The sequence below is a fragment of the Chryseotalea sp. genome, from assembly GCF_057350905.1.
Genome location: NZ_JBMRCF010000011.1, coordinates 78,138 through 94,354 on the forward strand (window position 1 = coordinate 78,138; position 16,217 = coordinate 94,354).

Below are 16,217 nucleotides of genomic sequence, written 5' to 3' on the forward strand. Positions count from 1 at the left end.
TGCTTATATCAAGACCTATACCCCACATCGTTCGATCCTCTATCTTTGGTTAGATAAAAGAATTCCCTTTCAAGGTCGTATTTCAATTTACTGGTACTCCTTCTCATTAAAAAGTAGGGAATTCCGAACATGAAAGCAGCATGAAATAATATAAATGGCAATATGAAAAACGCTTCAGGATCTCCCATGGTATCAGCAAAAAAAAGCGTAATAATAAAAATTGTATAGAATACAATTGCGAAGATGTAAAACGGAATCATCATACCACTAAAACCGTTAATCTCCGCTTCAATTACCAAAGTATTTTCTCTTTGTCTATAACTTCCTTCCGCTACCGCTAAATTCACATTCATATCGAAGAATCTTTTCTTTCGCTTAATCTTGAAATTATCAAAGCCCACATGTCCTTTAAATTGATTTTCGCTTGATGAAAACACATCAAAAGTATCTGAAATAATTCCGATACTTCCTTCATCAACATTTTTTCTGAATTTTGCTACAAACTCACTTTTCTGAATTTCAATTTCAGTTTTGAAACTGTCGATTATTTTAATTTTTCTAAGAAATTCTTTCATCCGTGCTTTACAAATTCTTATTGAGGCTAGGCCAAAAAAAATAGTAGGATTCCAAAAAAAATTGCCTACCTCCTGTTCTACATATTATTAACCTAGTACAAATTCATTTCATTTTGTGTCTAGAGCATTCTTTATCAATTCTTTTATTTCAGCATTCCCACCCTTTTTTGCTAGCTGCATAGTTGTTTTCCCTTCTGGGTCTTTAATATTTAATGGAGCTTTATACTTAATTGCAAGTCTAACCATTTCAGGGTTTCCGGTTTTAATGGCTTCGTGAATTACCGTCTCACCATCTCTTCCGATTACATAAACATTTGCGTTATTCTTAAAATAGTACTCTGCAATATCGAACTTTTTTGCGTGAAGTGCCGCAAGCAGTGGTGTGGCTTTGTCGTCTGGAGTGGATTCCATATCTGCTCCATGGGCTAGCAGCAGTTTAACCAGTCTTAAGGAGCCACCCTGAGAGGCAAATCTTATTGGTTGTTGATTTCTTGAGGCTGGCGATCTCCAATTTACATCTACTCCTCTTGCAATTAATATCCGAACACTTTCATAAGAATCAGCAAGACACCCAATCATAATTGGATGCATTCCGTTTTTCTCAGTAAGGTTGATATCAGCTTTATAGGTAAGCAGTAATTTAACAACAGTCGTGTCATTTTTAGATACCCCCATCCATAATGGCGTAAGTCCTTTGTCGTTGAATTGTGCTGTAGATGTTCCTTCTTTTAGCATTTTTTCCAGACCTGCATAGTCCTTGCTTTCTATTGCCTTGAAAATATTTTGACCAACGCCACTTGATGTGATGAGTAATAAGTAAAAGGTAAATAGTTTCATATAAATATTTAAAGAATCATTAATTTATCTCGTTGTAATTGTGCTGTTGAGTGCAGTTTTGAATACTCGATATGCCCACAAAGATTATTCAAAGAGACCATCGCTTCTCTGCATTCACACATCATACAATGCTTATCACTAACAAGGGCAGAAAACACTTAATATTTCGTATCTGTCGCTCAATATACTTGCTGCCGAGATCTTCTTTTTCTCTATTTCAATTCAAACCTGCAAATTATTGAATATGCAAGACTTATTTTTTCAAAGTCAATCTCAGGTTCAGGTGCTCTCGCTCCATAAATCGAGCTTGCCCCCCTAATCATAATTCGGTTTGAAACAGTTGGTACCCCACCTTCTAATTCTTGAATATAAATTGCTCTACCTATATTTTGTCCAATCGCATTTGCTAACGATTCTGCCTTTTCTTTTGCCGCCTTTATGGCATCAATTTTTATTTCTTTTCTGTATTTCTGGATATTACTGTTATCAAGTTTGTCAATAGAAACATTTGAGATACCTATGTTTTCAAGTTCAATAAAAACTTTGCTTGCTGTCTTGCCATCTCTAACCAGTAACTGATATTCTTTTGCTAGCAAGATTTCACTTTTTGTCAACCAGTAGTATTTAAAATTACTCGATATGTCCTTTATCAATAAGTCCTTGTTTATATCGATTCCAATTTCTTTCAATTTTGAAATCATTGCATTTTCTCTGTCAGCAAGCGGGCTTTTGTTTTTATTGTCTTTCTCATTGATCAGAATTTTAATGTAAATTAAATCAGGAGTTATCTCCATTTCGGATTTACCCGTTACTTCAACATAATTCTGGTCTATAAAATTCTTGTCCCCATTTTGTCCATTCGCCAAAAAAGGAATAACTAAAAGTGCCAAAAATAATTTTCTCATATTATCCATCTTTATTATTACGGTTAAATAATTACTGGCAACGAGCCTATCTATATACTTCTTACTACTTTTTCCCGCAAGTTACATCAATGCTGTACTTTATCAATATCGCTAGATTTTACTCAGCTTTCCAAATTAATAAAACAAAACAGGCCACCTGACAGTAGCCTGTTTTTTCTCTTGCTTATAAATGCTTTTACTTTTTTAATAATAGTTTATCCGCACTGTATTTACCGGGTCCTGTTGTAAAAATCACCACATAACTTATCAGGTAAAGAAACCCTGTTTCGGCATCGCCAAAAATTTCGCCATTATGTGCCTTAAAAACAATAACCAGTGCCGTAATAATCAGGGGCACTAAAACCAGGCGTGTAAGCAAGCCAGCGGCTAGCAGAGCCGAGCAAAAAAATTCAGCGAAGATGACCAGTGCCAATGAAAATGCACTGCCAAGCCCCATAAAATTCATGAACTTATCTTTGCGTTCTGCATAGTGCATAAGCTTACCATAACCATGTAGCATCATCAAGATACCTGCTGATAGTCTTAATAACAACAAGGCAAAGTGAACCGCATTCTCTTTTATTTGTGTTGACAGTAGTCTCATCGCTTAATACGCCATAGCAAACAACACCCTTCTGCTTGAAGGCTTGCCTGAATAAATACATTTACCTTCTTCTGCTACTGCATCCAATGGTATGCAGCGAATGGTTGCTTTGGTTGCTTCTTTAATTTTCTGTTCAGTTTCGGCAGTACCATCCCAGTGTGCAGCAATAAAACCGCCTTTCTCTTCCAGCACCTTTTTAAACTCATCAAAAGTTTCAACACGTGTTGTCATGTCTGTCTTGAATTTCAACGCACGCTGATAGATATTCTGCTGAATATTATCCAACAAGGTAGGGATGGATGTAGTGATATCCTCCATCTGCATTACCTGCTTCTCCTTCGTATCACGTCTGGCTACTTCAACGGTTCCATTGTCCAGGTCGCGTGGACCAATGGCGATGCGCACAGGCACCCCTTTCAATTCCCATTCGGCAAACTTGAAGCCTGGCTTTTGTGTATCGCGGTTGTCGTACTTAACTGAGAAGCCCTGCTTACGCAGTTCTTTAGCAATGCCCTCCGCTTTCTCGCTGATGCGCGCAAATTCTTCATCGCTTTTAAAAATCGGTACAATCACTACGTGAATAGGTGCCAACTTAGGTGGAATGATTAAACCATCGTCATCGGAGTGCGCCATGATGAGTGCACCCATTAAGCGCGTACTTACCCCCCAACTAGTGCCCCATACTTCTTCCAGCTTACCTTCTTTATTAGAAAATTTTACATCAAATGCTTTCGCAAAATTCTGACCCAAAAAATGTGAGGTTCCAGCCTGCAAGGCTTTTCCATCCTGCATCATGGCTTCAATACAGTAAGTATCTAAGGCACCAGGAAAACGTTCATTCTCCGATTTTCTGCCTTTCACTACGGGCATGGCCATAAACTCTTCTGCAAAGGTGGCATAGACATCCAGCATCTGCTCTGTTTCTTTGATGGCTTCTTCCTTGGTGGCATGTGCTGTGTGGCCTTCCTGCCATAAAAATTCTGCGGTGCGTAAGAACAAGCGGGTGCGCATTTCCCAGCGCACAACGTTAGCCCATTGGTTTATTAAAATAGGCAAGTCGCGGTACGACTGAATCCATTTTTTATAGGTGCTCCAGATGATAGCCTCACTGGTCGGACGAACAACTAATTCTTCTTCCAGTTTGGCATTTGGATCAACAATGAGCTTTCCCTTATTATTAGGATCTGCCTTTAAACGATAATGCGTCACAATGGCACATTCCTTGGCAAAGCCTTCTGCGTTTTTCTCTTCAGCCTCAAACATGCTCTTGGGCACAAAAAGAGGGAAATAGGCATTCACGTGACCTGTGTCTTTAAACATCTTATCAAGTGCCTGTTGCATTTTTTCCCAAATGCTATACCCGTACGGCTTAATAACCATGCAACCGCGCACATCAGAATTTTCAGCCAAATCTGCCTGTTTAACCAATTCTATGTACCATTGTGAATAATCTTCGTTACGGGTCGGAATGCCTTTTGCCATATTTTTTATAGTTGAAAAAGAGGTGCAAATATAAGTTCTGAAAGTCTACTTTTCTGAACCCCGGTTAAACAATTAAGATATTAAAATGCCATTAAAATTCTTTAGGCCCTGAATATCTTTGTTTTCATTAACCGTTATTGTAGCATAAATCAAGCAACTTATGAAGACTACTCTAATTCTAGCCGGCTTAATGTTCTGTTCAACAATAGTTTTGTTCGCTCAAGTTGAGCATGACGATATGTACTTTAAAAAGAATGATCGTATAATTTTTAATAATCTGAGGGAACAAGCTGCTCAGGAAAAATTAGAGGCGATAGAACAGGATAAACAGAATCTTCGTTTTGATCAATCTAGTAACTATAACAATAAAGTTGATGAGCAGCTCGCACATTCTATCAATCCAGAATACCTTTCTCGAACAGGTACTGATGGTGGTGAGAATACTGAATATTACTTTTCCAACTATAGATATAACTCGAACTTCGACACCAACTTCATTAATTTGAATATAGCTTCTCTTTATGGAAGCTCATGGTATTATGATATGTACTTTTCTCCTTACATGAATCCCTGGAGAAATCCTTATCAAAACGTTTTTATGTATGATCAATTCTTCAATCCATATAGAAACCGTTGGATGAATCCTTTTTATTCAAATGGATGGTATAATGTATCCCTTATGTCTTGCTATGTAAGTTCAGGGGCATGGTCATGGAATCAGTCCATGTCAAATCCATTCGGTATGTATCATAATCAATATCCGAATAGTTACGTGTATCCTTCGACAGCTTTCAATGACGATCATGTGGGATCTTCTATACAAAGGAAACGTAGTTCTCGCAGTCAGAACGTAGAATTAGCTCAAACAGCGTCTAACCGTAATTCACGCGTGTTTAATACTCACCGTACTGATGCAATGGCCAGCAGTAAAACAACAAACGCCAGAAAGACACGCACGACTGCACTGGAATACTACACTCCGCAATGGAAGAGGGTGACACAACAATCCTTGGAAAACACCGTGAATACAGATAACTATCCAAGTAGTAAGATGAGTAGCCCTGAAAATCGTAGTTTTTCAACCAATCGTTCGAGCTCAAATTCCTTAAACCAACGTTCAACGGCTGCACCATCGCAAAGTTCGAGTAGTCCTGCCAGCAGTAATACTTCAAGAAGTTCTTCAAGCGGAGGTAGTCCCTCAAGGTCATCAAGAGGCAGTAACTAGGCTGCTTCTTGGTTGGCAGGTTGAACTTTGACCATAACTACCAATTCAATGTTCTGCCGCCAGAAATCTTACCGAATGTTGAATTTCTTTGGTGGAATTTTTGTTTTTGAAGATGAGTGAGATGAACTGGAGTTAAGCAATTAGTTATTAAAATTCGATTAAAATTGCCTAAATTTCGTACACTTTTGGATTCTATATTCGTTATTTAGAGTATAAACCGCGCAACTTATGAAAACTACTGTAATTTTTGCTGGCTTAATGATTTGTTCTACTGGTTTGTTCGCACAGGTTGAACATGACGATATGTACTTTAAGAAGAAAGATCGTGCTAAGCTTAACGAGCAAAAGGAAAAGGTTTCGCAAGAACAAAACGCGCAGGCGATAGCCCGTGGCGAAAAGCAATTACGATTTGATTATCCTATCAATACAAACCAGGCGGTTCCTAGTCAATCAAACAATACTAACCCTGAGTTCATAGCCAGGTCGCAATCAGAAATGGTAGCTACTGAAGAGCAAGACTATTTCGTAGAGAATTATCAATACACACCTGCCAATAGTTTTAATAACTTTAACAATAATCTCTCTGCCTGGAATGCAAGTCAGTTGTATAACACAGGCTTTTTTGCTCCTCAGATTTACGGATGGAATAGCCCATACTATTCGCCTTTCAACGATCCTTATTTAATGGGCTATAACACCAACCCATGGCTTAATCCCTCTTTCCAATCTGGCTGGTCTGTATCCTTTAGCTATGGATGGGGCAATAACTGGAATTATGGATGGGGCAATCCTTATAACAACTTTATGTGGGGTAATCCGTGGGCATGGGGTGGTAACCCTTACTGCTATGGCTACGGAAATGGTTTTTACAACAGTCCTGTTATCATTATTGACAACGGTAATCATGGCGCTGTATATGGCAAGCGTAGCTCAAGAGCGAACAATGCTGTTGACCCTTCCGCCAACAATGCGACAAGAAGCACGCGTCTTACCTCCTACTCCAATAACAACAATGCTACCAGAATTGTAAGTACTGATGGTGCAAATGTTAAGCAGTCAACCCGGGCAGCACAAACAGAATACTATACTCCACAATGGAGACGTGTTACGCAACAACCTGCCGGCACTGGTACTGCTACGTATAGCACTCCACAGAACCGAGTAAATAGCAACAGTGGCAACAGCAGCTATAACAATAGCAATGCTACACAGCGTTCAACCTACTCAGCTCCGGCTCAACGTTCCAGTAGTCCTTCTTACAGCGCTCCTACCAGAAGTTCATCTTCAGGAAGTAGTGGAAGTAGTTCAAGCCCTTCCAGATCATCAAGAGGCGGTAACTAAAATTTAACCATCAATTCTCTTTATATGAAGAAAATATTCTTCACAGGTATCTTATTGTCTATACTTAAGCTTGCCACAGCGCAAAGCTTTGTTGACAATGCTTTGCTTTTCAGCAGAACGCCAACACCAGGAAGTGCCCGCATTCAGGCGCTTGGTGGCGCTCAGGTCGCCTTAGGCGGAGATTACAGTTCAGCCTTGTCAAACCCGGCTGGTCTTGGTATGTACAACCGATCTGAACTTACTTTTTCTTTAGGCAATGCCAGTAATGCAACGGACATCAGCTATGGCGGAAATCAATCTAGTGATAGTCGTAGTAAATTTTCTATGCCGGGCTTTAGCTACATTCAAAGACAATCTTATTCTAAAGACAAATTTTTGGGCGGAGCCTTCGCTTTTACCTATTCCAGGACCAATAACCTGAACACTAAATTCGCTTATGAGGGTGATTATACTCAGAGTTCTTTGATCGACAACTTTATTGATTACGCAAACAGCAACGCGCTTACACCACAAGATCTTGATGGCGACTACTATTATACCTTGACTGGTTTGGGTTATGGTAGCTATTTGCTACAAGACTACGACAACAACGGTGTGCTTTCTTATGGCTCTGTGCTCTCTCCTTTACCTGGCGAAACAAGAACTATCCGTCAACGTGAGGATGTAACCCGAAAGGGTTCACAAAGCCAGTTATCGTTTTCTTATGGCGGTAATTACGATGATGTTTTCTTCTTTGGCGCTACCTTGGGGATTTCCCGCATTCGCTTTACACAAGATCAGCTCTATACCGAATCCGATTTCAGGTTTAGTGATGACCCATCATACAATCCCTTAAGAAGCTTTCAGTTAGATGAGAATTTTGACATACAGGGTTCTGGTGTGAATTTTACTTTGGGCGCAATCTATAGACCTGTTGATTTTGTACAAGTAGGGCTGTCGTATGTAACACCTACTGCATATGATATTTCTGACTCGTACACTGCACGTATGGACGCTCGTTGGAACAACTTCGATTATTTTGGGGATAACAGCCTCATTTTAAATAATACTTTTGCCGAATTTGATGTTCCCTTCGTTTCAGAATACACACTTAGCACACCTGGTAAACTCACAGCCGGTGCTGCTTTTATGCAAGAGTTTGGCTTTATCACTGCCGATGTAGAATATGTGAACTATGCCAAGGCTAAATACAGTTCCAATGTACAGGGCGAATCGTATGACTACGACAACAATATCATCAGCAACCAGTATCGTGACGTTGTAAACGTAAGAGTGGGTGCCGAATTCAGAAAAGACATTTTCAGATTAAGACTTGGTTACAATCTTCAACCTGATCCTTATCGCTTTGAAGATAATGTGGACCGCACCATACAAACCATTAGCGGTGGGCTTGGTATACGTCAGGAAAAGTTTTTTATCGATTTATCCTTTGCACAGGCACAAACAGAAGGGAGAAGGGTTCCATATACGGTGCCTGGCATGCCTTCTCCGCGGGCTGCACTAAAGATCAGCAACACAAACATTATGGCTACCGTGGGTTTTCCTTTCTAAGCAGTAAATCCATTACATAAGGCAGGTTGAGATCTTTTTCTTCAATGGTATAATGCGCTTGTTTGTATATGGGTAAGCGTTCTTCGCGTAACCTGCCAAGTCTTTCCATCAATGCTTCATTGCTTTGTAAAGCCAACAAAGGTCGGTCAGTAGAATTCTGAACACGCTCAAAAATGGTTGATAAGCTAAGGTCGAGAAACAAAACCTTTCCTGCTGCCAGCATAAAATCTATGGATTGATGGAAACAAGGCGCACCACCACCCGTAGCCATCATGTAGGAGTGATGCTGCGCTGTAATTTCACGTAAGGTTTCCTGCTCCTTTGCTCTGAAATAGGCTTCCCCCTTATCGTGAAAAATTTCCTGTACAGTCATCCCCTCACGCTTTTCGATTTCCTTATCCAGATCGAAAAAATCCATCATCAGTTTTTCCGCCAGGGTTTTCCCCAGCGTACTTTTACCCGAACCCGGCATACCGATCAGGAAAATCTTCATCGGATTAATTTAAGTATCGTATTGGCCTCAGGAGTATCATTATGATGCCACATGCCCAGCACAGTACCATTCTTCCAAACGGTGATTCCCGGATTGGAACGAACAATCGTTTTTAATACGGTAGCATCTGTGAAAAAATAAGGAACTGCTAATTGATGCTCGTGTCTGAATGCTTCAAACTGATCGGAAGTGGAGGAAGTGAGTACCATCATGTCCGCTTTACCATCCAGATCTTCAGTCAATTTGCGGATAGGCTCCATATTCTCTATGCTTGCTTTGGTAACATCACCTATAATGAATAACAACTTTACGCCTTCAAAGGTCTGCTGTGTTACGTCATTGCCATCAACATCGGCCACAGCATAATCTGTAATTTTGGCCAGGGTCTTGTCTTCATTCAGCACTCGCGAACTTTTATACGTATAGCCTTCCGTTGCAGGTAAAAACTTCTGCGAAGCTACTTCGGCACCATCTTTCTCGAAAATATATTCAATAATGGGTTGCTCTTGTGGCTGCATCTGCTCAGGAATGTTGTTGCCAATGCGATAAGCGCGGAAATCAATAAAAGGTAAATGACGAATAGCGTAAACACCTAAAAATAAAAATACGGCTGTAAAAGAGGCAATGATGATGTGCCCTTCTTTTGAATAGAAAACAGACTGATACTTTTTTCTATACCAGAATAAATGCAAGACAGGAAACATCAATATGATGTCTTTAGTAAATGATTCCCAGGGTGTAAGTTTTATGGCATCCCCAAAGCAACCGCAATCCGTAACCTTATTAAAGTAAGCCGAGTAAAAAGTGAGGAATGTAAAGAACACCATCAGCAAAAGCAGAACAATGGTAGTCAGATTCATTTTATAATAAATTAGAACGGCAACACCCAGCACCAACTCCAGTACAATCAGGAACACGGCAATTTCCAAGGCATAAGGTACAAACCAGTGGAAAAATGAGCCGAAATCACTGGCGAATACTTCAAAGTATTCTTCCAATTTAATTTTAGTGCCTACCGGATCGTTAAGTTTGATGAGACCCGAAAAAATGAAAAGACCTCCAACAAAAAAACGAGAAAGCTGATCTGTGATTTTTTGAAACATAGTATTCTATTTATTCTGCCGTAGACAACTTAATCATACAAAACACAGCATAATTAATCATGTCCTGATAGTTTGCTTTAATCCCTTCGCTTACCAGCGTTTTACCCTGATTATCTTCAATTTGTTTTACCCTGAGTAATTTCATCAAAATAATATCGGTAATGGAAGTAACGCGCATTTCACGCCACGCTTCGCCATAATCGTGGTTTTTATTTTGAAGCAGGTCGAAAGTTTCCTGCACTGCCCTATCATAATAAGGTTTGAGTTCATCGTAAGTCATTTCCAACTTAGCGTCATCTTCCAGTTGAAGCTGAATCAAGGCAATGATGCAATAATTGATTATGCCAATAAACTCATCACGAATCGGATCATCAACTTTCTGTGTGCCTTTTTCTTGTATGCTTCTGATGCGTTGTGCTTTAATATAAATTTGGTCGGTAATAGAAGGTAGGCGCAGTACACGCCAGGCTGTACCATAATCTTTTGTCTTCTTGGCGAACAAGTCTTGGCAAGTGCTGATTACCTGTTTATATTCGATGGCAGTTTTCTCTATCATAAAAAGGGATTGTTTCGCTTAAAAAAGCTGAAACAGCATGTAAAAATTCTTGTATGCAAAGTAAAGGAATTATAACAAACAAAACACTGAATGTGCGCGGACAGGTGCTGAACCTGGCGGAGCCTGCAGTGATGGGCATATTGAATGTGACAAGCGACAGCTTTTATGAAGGCAGCCGTGTAGCGACAGAAAAAGATTGGCTGAAAAAGGCGGAGAAAATGTTAAGTGAGGGCGCTGACATGTTAGATGTTGGCGCATACTCGTCCAGGCCAGGAGCGAATGATGTAAGCGAAGAAATTGAGCTTGAGCGTATTAGGCAAAGTATTAGCAGCCTGATACAAGCATTTCCAAAAGCTGTTTTATCAGTAGACACCTTTAGAAGTAAGGTGGCCAATGTAGCAGTTCAGGAAGGTGCCGCACTTATCAACGACATTTCAGGTGGCTCCCTCGATACAAACATGTTCGAGACTGTGGCACAATTGCAGGTACCCTACATACTGATGCACATGAAGGGCACGCCTCAAAACATGAGTACGTTAACAAACTATAACAATTTAGTGAAGGAGCTGATCAGCTACTTTCAGGAAAAAATAGCAAAACTGACCGCCCTTGGCGCAAAGGATATCATCATCGATCCAGGTTTCGGCTTTGCTAAAAATGTTGAACAAAACTTCCACCTGCTCAATCACCTTGAGCAATTGCACATTATTGGCAAACCCTTGCTGGTAGGTGTGTCCAGAAAATCCATGATCTGGAAAACACTGAATACAACAATTGAAAATGCACTGAACGGTAGTACAGTTCTTAACACAGTCGCATTAAGCAAGGGCGCTGCCATACTCCGTGTACACGATGTGAAAGAAGCCAAAGAGGCAATTATTCTACACAAACAAATGCAGCAAGCGCGTTGAGCTTTTTCGTGAGTTAACCCGGCATTTATATATCTTTGCATACATGATTTTTCTATTCAAAATAGGTTTTTTGGAGGTTAGCTGGGTAGACCTGGTTGATATTGGATTAGTCAGTATTTTACTATTCCAGGTTTACAAATTAATCAGGGGCAGTATTGCCGTCAATATCTTCCTTGGTATTTTGGCATTGTACCTGATGTACCTGATTGTACGTGCAGCACAGATGGAATTGCTCGCTACCATCCTCGGTCAGTTTATGGGGGTGGGGGTTATTGCCATGATCGTTTTGTTTCAGCCGGAGATCAGGAAATTTTTACTGGTGATTGGCAGGGGAACGGAGTTTCGTGAGAATTTTTTAAAAACCATTGGCAACTGGAAAAGTGAATACAATGATGATTTTGATATTCAGCAGATCATCGATGCCTGCAAAACCCTGAAGGCTTCCAAAACCGGAGCACTCATTGTTTTTTCCCGCGATACAGAACTGAAATTCTATGCCGAAACCGGTGACCCGCTGGATGCAGAAGTGAGCAAGCGACTGCTATTAACTATTTTCAATAAAACCACTCCCCTACATGACGGAGCCGTTATCATTTACAAAGGCAGAATTAAGGCAGCGCGTTGTGTGTTACCAGTTAGCGAGAATGACCACCTGCCACCCCATTTTGGTTTAAGACACAGGGCTGCCGTGGGCATGAGTGAGAATACAGATACCCTTGTGCTGGCTATCTCTGAAGAAACCGGCCGATTGATTTTGGCGCGCAACGGAAAATACTTACGTGCGTTAAAGCTAAAACAGGTGGAGCATAAGATCCTGCAGTACCTCCACAATCAGGAACCTGTCAACTGGGAAGAGGTGGATGAAGAGGAGGAAGTGAACGACCTTAGCACTGCCAAATAACAAGCACTTGCAGAAAACTATTTTTTTGTTGTAACTTCATTGTAGTAGTAACCACTTTTTAAGTATGATTGAAGCAAACCCCGTAAAGTATTTTGTAGCACGCTATTTCTTTTTGGCGCTGTGTCTGATGCAATGGTTGATTGCTGCTGTCATTTTCTTTACCTACCCGGCTACTTTGAAAAATGAATATGCCGCGCTTGTCTTTTTTACGCTTGGTGCCCTATTGATGGTTGTGTATCTTATTATCAAAGAAAAAATAAGAAGGGTTGCGGTCGGTAAAAAGAAGATTGTTGTAATCAACGGTAGTAAGAAACAAAAGATAGATTGGGATGAGGTGCGTTCATTGAACCTTGTACCTTTCTTAAATATGTACAGGTTAAAAATTAAAGGGAAGAAAAAGGGCATCTACTTCTTCCCTTCAAAAAATATTGATCCCGCCTATGGCTTAATAGGCAGAGACACTTCAAAAATGGGTGAGCTGCTGAAAAAATTAAATGCGAACTGATTTTTTCTCAGTTGCTGGCTTTTTAGAATAAGTTGGGCAAGAGTATTCTGAGCATGAAGCCAACAATACAACCATTAATAACATAAGTGATACGATCTTTTTCATATTTTCTGAATCTATGACAAAAGTATAACGTGCATTTGAAAGAAAAATTCCTTTAACAACGAAAATCATACACCCAACAGATTCAAACTTTGCTCTATTGAGCTGTATGACCAATTGAAACCAGTCCATCGCTTTGACTGTCATTTCAACGGCAGTTCTTTAATATTCCAGCTATCTTTGAAAAATAGACATACTGGTTATCAGATACTTGCTGTAAATGGAAACACAAAGGCATTTTTTTTGGTTATAAGTCAACGCAAAACACGCTAAAAACTATGCTTGGATATCGTTTCAGTAATTATCAGCCCCCGGCTTCCAAAAAAGGTAACGATTTCGAAAAGTTGTTGAAGATTTTTATGCAGCTGGTGTTGATAACGGCTGGTAATGTAGGCGAGGCCTTGCAGTGGCTTACAGAGCTTGATAAACAATACAAGCTTACGGATGGCAAATATGGTATTGGGGATTTTATTGACCAGCTGAAACGCGATGGCTACATTACCGATGAAGGGCCTAAAGGTGAATTTAAACTCAACGCTAAAAGCGAGCAGCGATTAAGACAAAATGCCTTAGAAGAGATTTTTGGTAAACTGAAGAAAAGTAAGGGAGGCGAACACAATACAGTACATAGCGGCCGAGGGGATGAACAAACTACCGAAAGACGCAACTACGAATTTGGCGACAGTCCCGAGCAAATTGCCATGACGGATTCTATTCGCAACGCACAGATCAATCACGGCTTTGAGGATTTTAGAATGACCGAGAGCGACCTGGAAGTGATGGAAAGCGAATTCAAGACCCAGACTTCTACCGTGCTGATGATTGATATCTCCCACTCTATGATTCTTTATGGTGAAGATCGCATTACCCCAGCCAAACAAGTGGCCATGGCATTGGCAGAACTGATCACTAAAAAATACCCTAAAGACACGCTGGACATTCTTGTGTTTGGCGATGATGCATGGCAAATTGAAATTAAAGACCTGCCCTATTTACAGGTGGGTCCTTACCATACCAATACAGTTGCCGGGCTGGAACTGGCCATGGATATTTTAAGAAGGAGGAAAAATCCGAATAAGCAGGTTTTCATGATTACCGATGGAAAACCTACCTGTATTAAAGAAGGTATTAAGTATTATAAAAATGCTTTCGGACTCGATCACAAAATTTTGAACAAGACCTTAACCCTGGCTGCACAACTCAAGAAGCTAAAAGTTCCTGTCACTACCTTCATGATTGCAACGGACCCCTACCTGAAACAATTTGTCAGACAATTTACTGAAGCCAATGGTGGCAACGCATACTACAGCGGCCTGCAAGGTTTGGGTAACCTGGTATTTGAAGACTTTAAGAAGAACAGAAGAAAAAAATTATAAAAACTAACAAGTATTAATACTGCACCTCAATGAAGAACCTGCAAATCACTACGCTCGCACAATTAAAATCATCAGGTTATAAAAGTAAAAGCATTAAACAGGAGTTAAGGGACAACTTAATAGAAAAGCTCCGCAAAAAAGAAAATGTATTTGAAGGCATCTGGGGTTATGAAGAGACAGTAATACCTGACTTGGAAAGAGCCATCCTCTCGGGTCATGATATCAACTTATTAGGATTAAGGGGTCAGGCGAAAACTAGATTAGCGCGTCTCATGGTTAATCTCTTAGATGAATATGTGCCCGTTATTGAAGGTTCTGAACTAAATGATGACCCGCTCAATCCGCTTTCACGCTTCGGTCATGACCTTTTAAAAGAAATGGGAGACAACACACCCATTCGCTGGTTGCACCGCAACGACCGTTATACTGAAAAACTGGCTACTCCAGATGTATCCATTGCCGATTTAATTGGCGATGTAGATCCCATTAAAGCAGCAACTTTAAAATTACCTTATTCCGATGAGCGTGTGCTTCACTTCGGCTTAATACCGCGTTCGCATCGTTGCTTGTTTGTTATCAATGAATTGCCCGATTTACAGCCGCGTATTCAGGTATCGCTATTTAATATTTTGCAGGAAGGCGATATTCAAATAAGAGGTTTTAAACTACGTCTGCCGCTGGATATACAATTTATCTTTACTGCCAATCCGGAAGATTATACAAACCGTGGTAGCATTGTTACGCCATTGAAGGATCGTATCGACAGCCAGATTATAACACACTATCCTAAGTCACTAGATATTGGTAAACGTATTACACAACAAGAAGCAAGAATTAAACCAGAGCAAAAGCATGTTGGTGTACTCGAACTTGCCAAAGACTTAGTTGAACAGATTGCCTTCGAAGCACGCAAAAGCGAGTATGTAGATGCCAAGAGCGGTGTTTCGGCTCGCTTAACCATTTCGGCTTATGAAAATCTCGTAGCGGCTGCTGAAAGACGCTCGCTCATCAACAACGAAAAACAAGTACACATACGGGTTGGCGATTTCATTGGTGTGATTCCTTCCATTACCGGTAAGGTAGAACTGGTTTACGAGGGTGAACAAGAAGGCCCGATGATTGTGGCCCAGAGTCTGATTGGAAAAGCTATACGCTCGCAGTTTGTCAATTACTTTCCAGATCCTGACAAATTCAGAAAACAAAAAGATAAAAATCCATACAAAAAAATAACCGATTGGTTTGGTGATGGCAACACCGCTGATTTACTCAATGACATGCCGCAAGCTGAGTTTGAAAGTTTTCTGAAAAATATTCCCGGCCTTAAAGAATTGGTTGATGAATTTCATAAAGGACAAGATGCAGGCACTAAGTTATTTATGATGGAGTTTGCCCTGCATGGCATGGCTGAATTCAGTTTACTAAGCAAGGGCTTTTTAACACAGGGTCATCAATTCAAGGATATTTTAGGAGGTATGTTTACCATGCCTAAACCCGGGGCTGAGGATGAAGAGAATTTTGATGATGAAGATGACAAGCGTTAAATAAGAATAACACATTACTGTCCGACTAAAATTGATGAACCCTATGTAAAACTTGATTTTCTTGATTCTACTATCTCTCTCCTTTGGAGAGAGGTGGGAGTGAGGCCAATCAGAGAAGCATCAAGAAAATCAAGTGTCTACGAGTCAGTCTATTTTTTAGTCGGACAATACTGTAAGAATAAACTAAAAATACTTCAAGCTGATCTGGT

16 protein-coding genes are annotated in these 16,217 nt (G+C 40.2%); 8 read left to right on the top strand and 8 right to left on the bottom strand.

The features are described 5' to 3' along the window. Window positions 1-8: 8 nt before the first annotated feature. From ACO1XM_RS14845 to proS, 5 genes are all read right to left on the bottom strand, one after another. On the bottom strand, window positions 9-575 hold the full coding sequence (locus ACO1XM_RS14845) for a hypothetical protein (RefSeq protein ID WP_486230359.1): 567 nt from the start codon (window positions 573-575) through the stop codon (window positions 9-11). Window positions 576-683: 108 nt separating this feature from the next. Further along, window positions 684-1,412 carry an ankyrin repeat domain-containing protein gene (locus ACO1XM_RS14850; protein WP_486230361.1) on the bottom strand — a complete coding sequence of 243 codons (729 nt, stop codon included), beginning with the start codon at window positions 1,410-1,412 and terminating at the stop codon, window positions 684-686. A gap of 212 nt (window positions 1,413-1,624) precedes the next feature. Beyond that, the gene (locus tag ACO1XM_RS14855) at window positions 1,625-2,317 is read right to left on the bottom strand and encodes an SIMPL domain-containing protein (protein WP_486230363.1); all 693 of its coding nucleotides are present in this window, start codon (window positions 2,315-2,317) and stop codon (window positions 1,625-1,627) included. A 196-nt stretch (window positions 2,318-2,513) separates the two neighbouring features. Further along, the gene (locus ACO1XM_RS14860) at window positions 2,514-2,921 is read right to left on the bottom strand and encodes a DoxX family protein (protein WP_486230365.1); all 408 of its coding nucleotides are present in this window, start codon (window positions 2,919-2,921) and stop codon (window positions 2,514-2,516) included. 3 nt (window positions 2,922-2,924) lie between these two features. Beyond that, window positions 2,925-4,403, bottom strand: coding sequence for a proline--tRNA ligase (proS, locus tag ACO1XM_RS14865; RefSeq protein ID WP_486230367.1), 1,479 nt, complete (start codon window positions 4,401-4,403; stop codon window positions 2,925-2,927). A 160-nt stretch (window positions 4,404-4,563) separates the two neighbouring features. On the opposite strand from proS, the gene ACO1XM_RS14870 reads away from it, so the two are divergent. The 3 genes from ACO1XM_RS14870 (at window position 4,564) to ACO1XM_RS14880 (ending at window position 8,520) form a co-directional block, all read left to right on the top strand. Continuing rightward, window positions 4,564-5,628, top strand: coding sequence for a hypothetical protein (locus tag ACO1XM_RS14870; RefSeq protein ID WP_486230369.1), 1,065 nt, complete (start codon window positions 4,564-4,566; stop codon window positions 5,626-5,628). Window positions 5,629-5,856: 228 nt separating this feature from the next. Then, window positions 5,857-6,969 carry a hypothetical protein gene (locus ACO1XM_RS14875; RefSeq protein WP_486230371.1) on the top strand — a complete coding sequence of 371 codons (1,113 nt, stop codon included), beginning with the start codon at window positions 5,857-5,859 and terminating at the stop codon, window positions 6,967-6,969. Window positions 6,970-6,993: 24 nt separating this feature from the next. Next, entirely contained in the window at window positions 6,994-8,520 is a 1,527-nt protein-coding gene (locus tag ACO1XM_RS14880) for an OmpP1/FadL family transporter (RefSeq protein ID WP_486230373.1), read from the top strand. On the opposite strand, the gene ACO1XM_RS14885 is transcribed toward ACO1XM_RS14880, so the two are convergent. From ACO1XM_RS14885 to ACO1XM_RS14895, 3 genes are read right to left on the bottom strand one after another with little or no spacing between them, the layout of a single operon-like run. Continuing rightward, window positions 8,498-9,013: a shikimate kinase gene (locus ACO1XM_RS14885; RefSeq protein WP_486230375.1), complete on the bottom strand. Its 516-nt coding sequence runs from the start codon at window positions 9,011-9,013 to the stop codon at window positions 8,498-8,500. The genes ACO1XM_RS14880 and ACO1XM_RS14885 overlap by 23 nt on opposite strands. Continuing rightward, window positions 9,010-10,116 (bottom strand): BT_3928 family protein, encoded by a 1,107-nt coding sequence (locus ACO1XM_RS14890; RefSeq protein WP_486230377.1) that lies wholly within the window; start codon window positions 10,114-10,116, stop codon window positions 9,010-9,012. Before ACO1XM_RS14890 ends, ACO1XM_RS14885 begins: the two co-directional genes overlap by 4 nt. A gap of 10 nt (window positions 10,117-10,126) precedes the next feature. Then, window positions 10,127-10,672: a DUF1599 domain-containing protein gene (locus ACO1XM_RS14895; protein ID WP_486230379.1), complete on the bottom strand. Its 546-nt coding sequence runs from the start codon at window positions 10,670-10,672 to the stop codon at window positions 10,127-10,129. 53 nt (window positions 10,673-10,725) lie between these two features. On the opposite strand from ACO1XM_RS14895, the gene folP reads away from it, so the two are divergent. The 5 genes from folP (at window position 10,726) to ACO1XM_RS14920 (ending at window position 16,008) form a co-directional block, all read left to right on the top strand. Next, window positions 10,726-11,583 carry a dihydropteroate synthase gene (folP, locus tag ACO1XM_RS14900; protein ID WP_486230381.1) on the top strand — a complete coding sequence of 286 codons (858 nt, stop codon included), beginning with the start codon at window positions 10,726-10,728 and terminating at the stop codon, window positions 11,581-11,583. Between the two features lie 43 nt (window positions 11,584-11,626). Then, window positions 11,627-12,484 (top strand): diadenylate cyclase CdaA, encoded by an 858-nt coding sequence (gene cdaA / locus ACO1XM_RS14905; RefSeq protein WP_486230383.1) that lies wholly within the window; start codon window positions 11,627-11,629, stop codon window positions 12,482-12,484. Window positions 12,485-12,548: 64 nt separating this feature from the next. Continuing rightward, entirely contained in the window at window positions 12,549-12,989 is a 441-nt protein-coding gene (locus ACO1XM_RS14910; protein ID WP_486230385.1) for a hypothetical protein, read from the top strand. A gap of 380 nt (window positions 12,990-13,369) precedes the next feature. Next, the gene (locus ACO1XM_RS14915; protein ID WP_486230387.1) at window positions 13,370-14,467 is read left to right on the top strand and encodes a vWA domain-containing protein; all 1,098 of its coding nucleotides are present in this window, start codon (window positions 13,370-13,372) and stop codon (window positions 14,465-14,467) included. 29 nt (window positions 14,468-14,496) lie between these two features. Further along, a complete protein-coding gene (locus ACO1XM_RS14920; protein WP_486230389.1) occupies window positions 14,497-16,008 on the top strand; it encodes a P-loop NTPase family protein in 1,512 nt (503 codons plus the stop codon). The last annotated feature ends 209 nt before the right edge of the window (window positions 16,009-16,217 follow it).

Coding starts and splice junctions, on each gene's coding strand:
- ACO1XM_RS14845 (WP_486230359.1), bottom strand. CDS start 575: ATGAAAGAATTTCTTAGAAAAATTAAAATAATCGACAGTTTCAAAACT.
- ACO1XM_RS14850 (WP_486230361.1), bottom strand. CDS start 1,412: ATGAAACTATTTACCTTTTACTTATTACTCATCACATCAAGTGGCGTT.
- ACO1XM_RS14855 (WP_486230363.1), bottom strand. CDS start 2,317: ATGAGAAAATTATTTTTGGCACTTTTAGTTATTCCTTTTTTGGCGAAT.
- ACO1XM_RS14860 (WP_486230365.1), bottom strand. CDS start 2,921: ATGAGACTACTGTCAACACAAATAAAAGAGAATGCGGTTCACTTTGCC.
- proS (WP_486230367.1), bottom strand. CDS start 4,403: ATGGCAAAAGGCATTCCGACCCGTAACGAAGATTATTCACAATGGTAC.
- ACO1XM_RS14870 (WP_486230369.1), top strand. CDS start 4,564: ATGAAGACTACTCTAATTCTAGCCGGCTTAATGTTCTGTTCAACAATA.
- ACO1XM_RS14875 (WP_486230371.1), top strand. CDS start 5,857: ATGAAAACTACTGTAATTTTTGCTGGCTTAATGATTTGTTCTACTGGT.
- ACO1XM_RS14880 (WP_486230373.1), top strand. CDS start 6,994: ATGAAGAAAATATTCTTCACAGGTATCTTATTGTCTATACTTAAGCTT.
- ACO1XM_RS14885 (WP_486230375.1), bottom strand. CDS start 9,013: ATGAAGATTTTCCTGATCGGTATGCCGGGTTCGGGTAAAAGTACGCTG.
- ACO1XM_RS14890 (WP_486230377.1), bottom strand. CDS start 10,116: ATGTTTCAAAAAATCACAGATCAGCTTTCTCGTTTTTTTGTTGGAGGT.
- ACO1XM_RS14895 (WP_486230379.1), bottom strand. CDS start 10,672: ATGATAGAGAAAACTGCCATCGAATATAAACAGGTAATCAGCACTTGC.
- folP (WP_486230381.1), top strand. CDS start 10,726: ATGCAAAGTAAAGGAATTATAACAAACAAAACACTGAATGTGCGCGGA.
- cdaA (WP_486230383.1), top strand. CDS start 11,627: ATGATTTTTCTATTCAAAATAGGTTTTTTGGAGGTTAGCTGGGTAGAC.
- ACO1XM_RS14910 (WP_486230385.1), top strand. CDS start 12,549: ATGATTGAAGCAAACCCCGTAAAGTATTTTGTAGCACGCTATTTCTTT.
- ACO1XM_RS14915 (WP_486230387.1), top strand. CDS start 13,370: ATGCTTGGATATCGTTTCAGTAATTATCAGCCCCCGGCTTCCAAAAAA.
- ACO1XM_RS14920 (WP_486230389.1), top strand. CDS start 14,497: ATGAAGAACCTGCAAATCACTACGCTCGCACAATTAAAATCATCAGGT.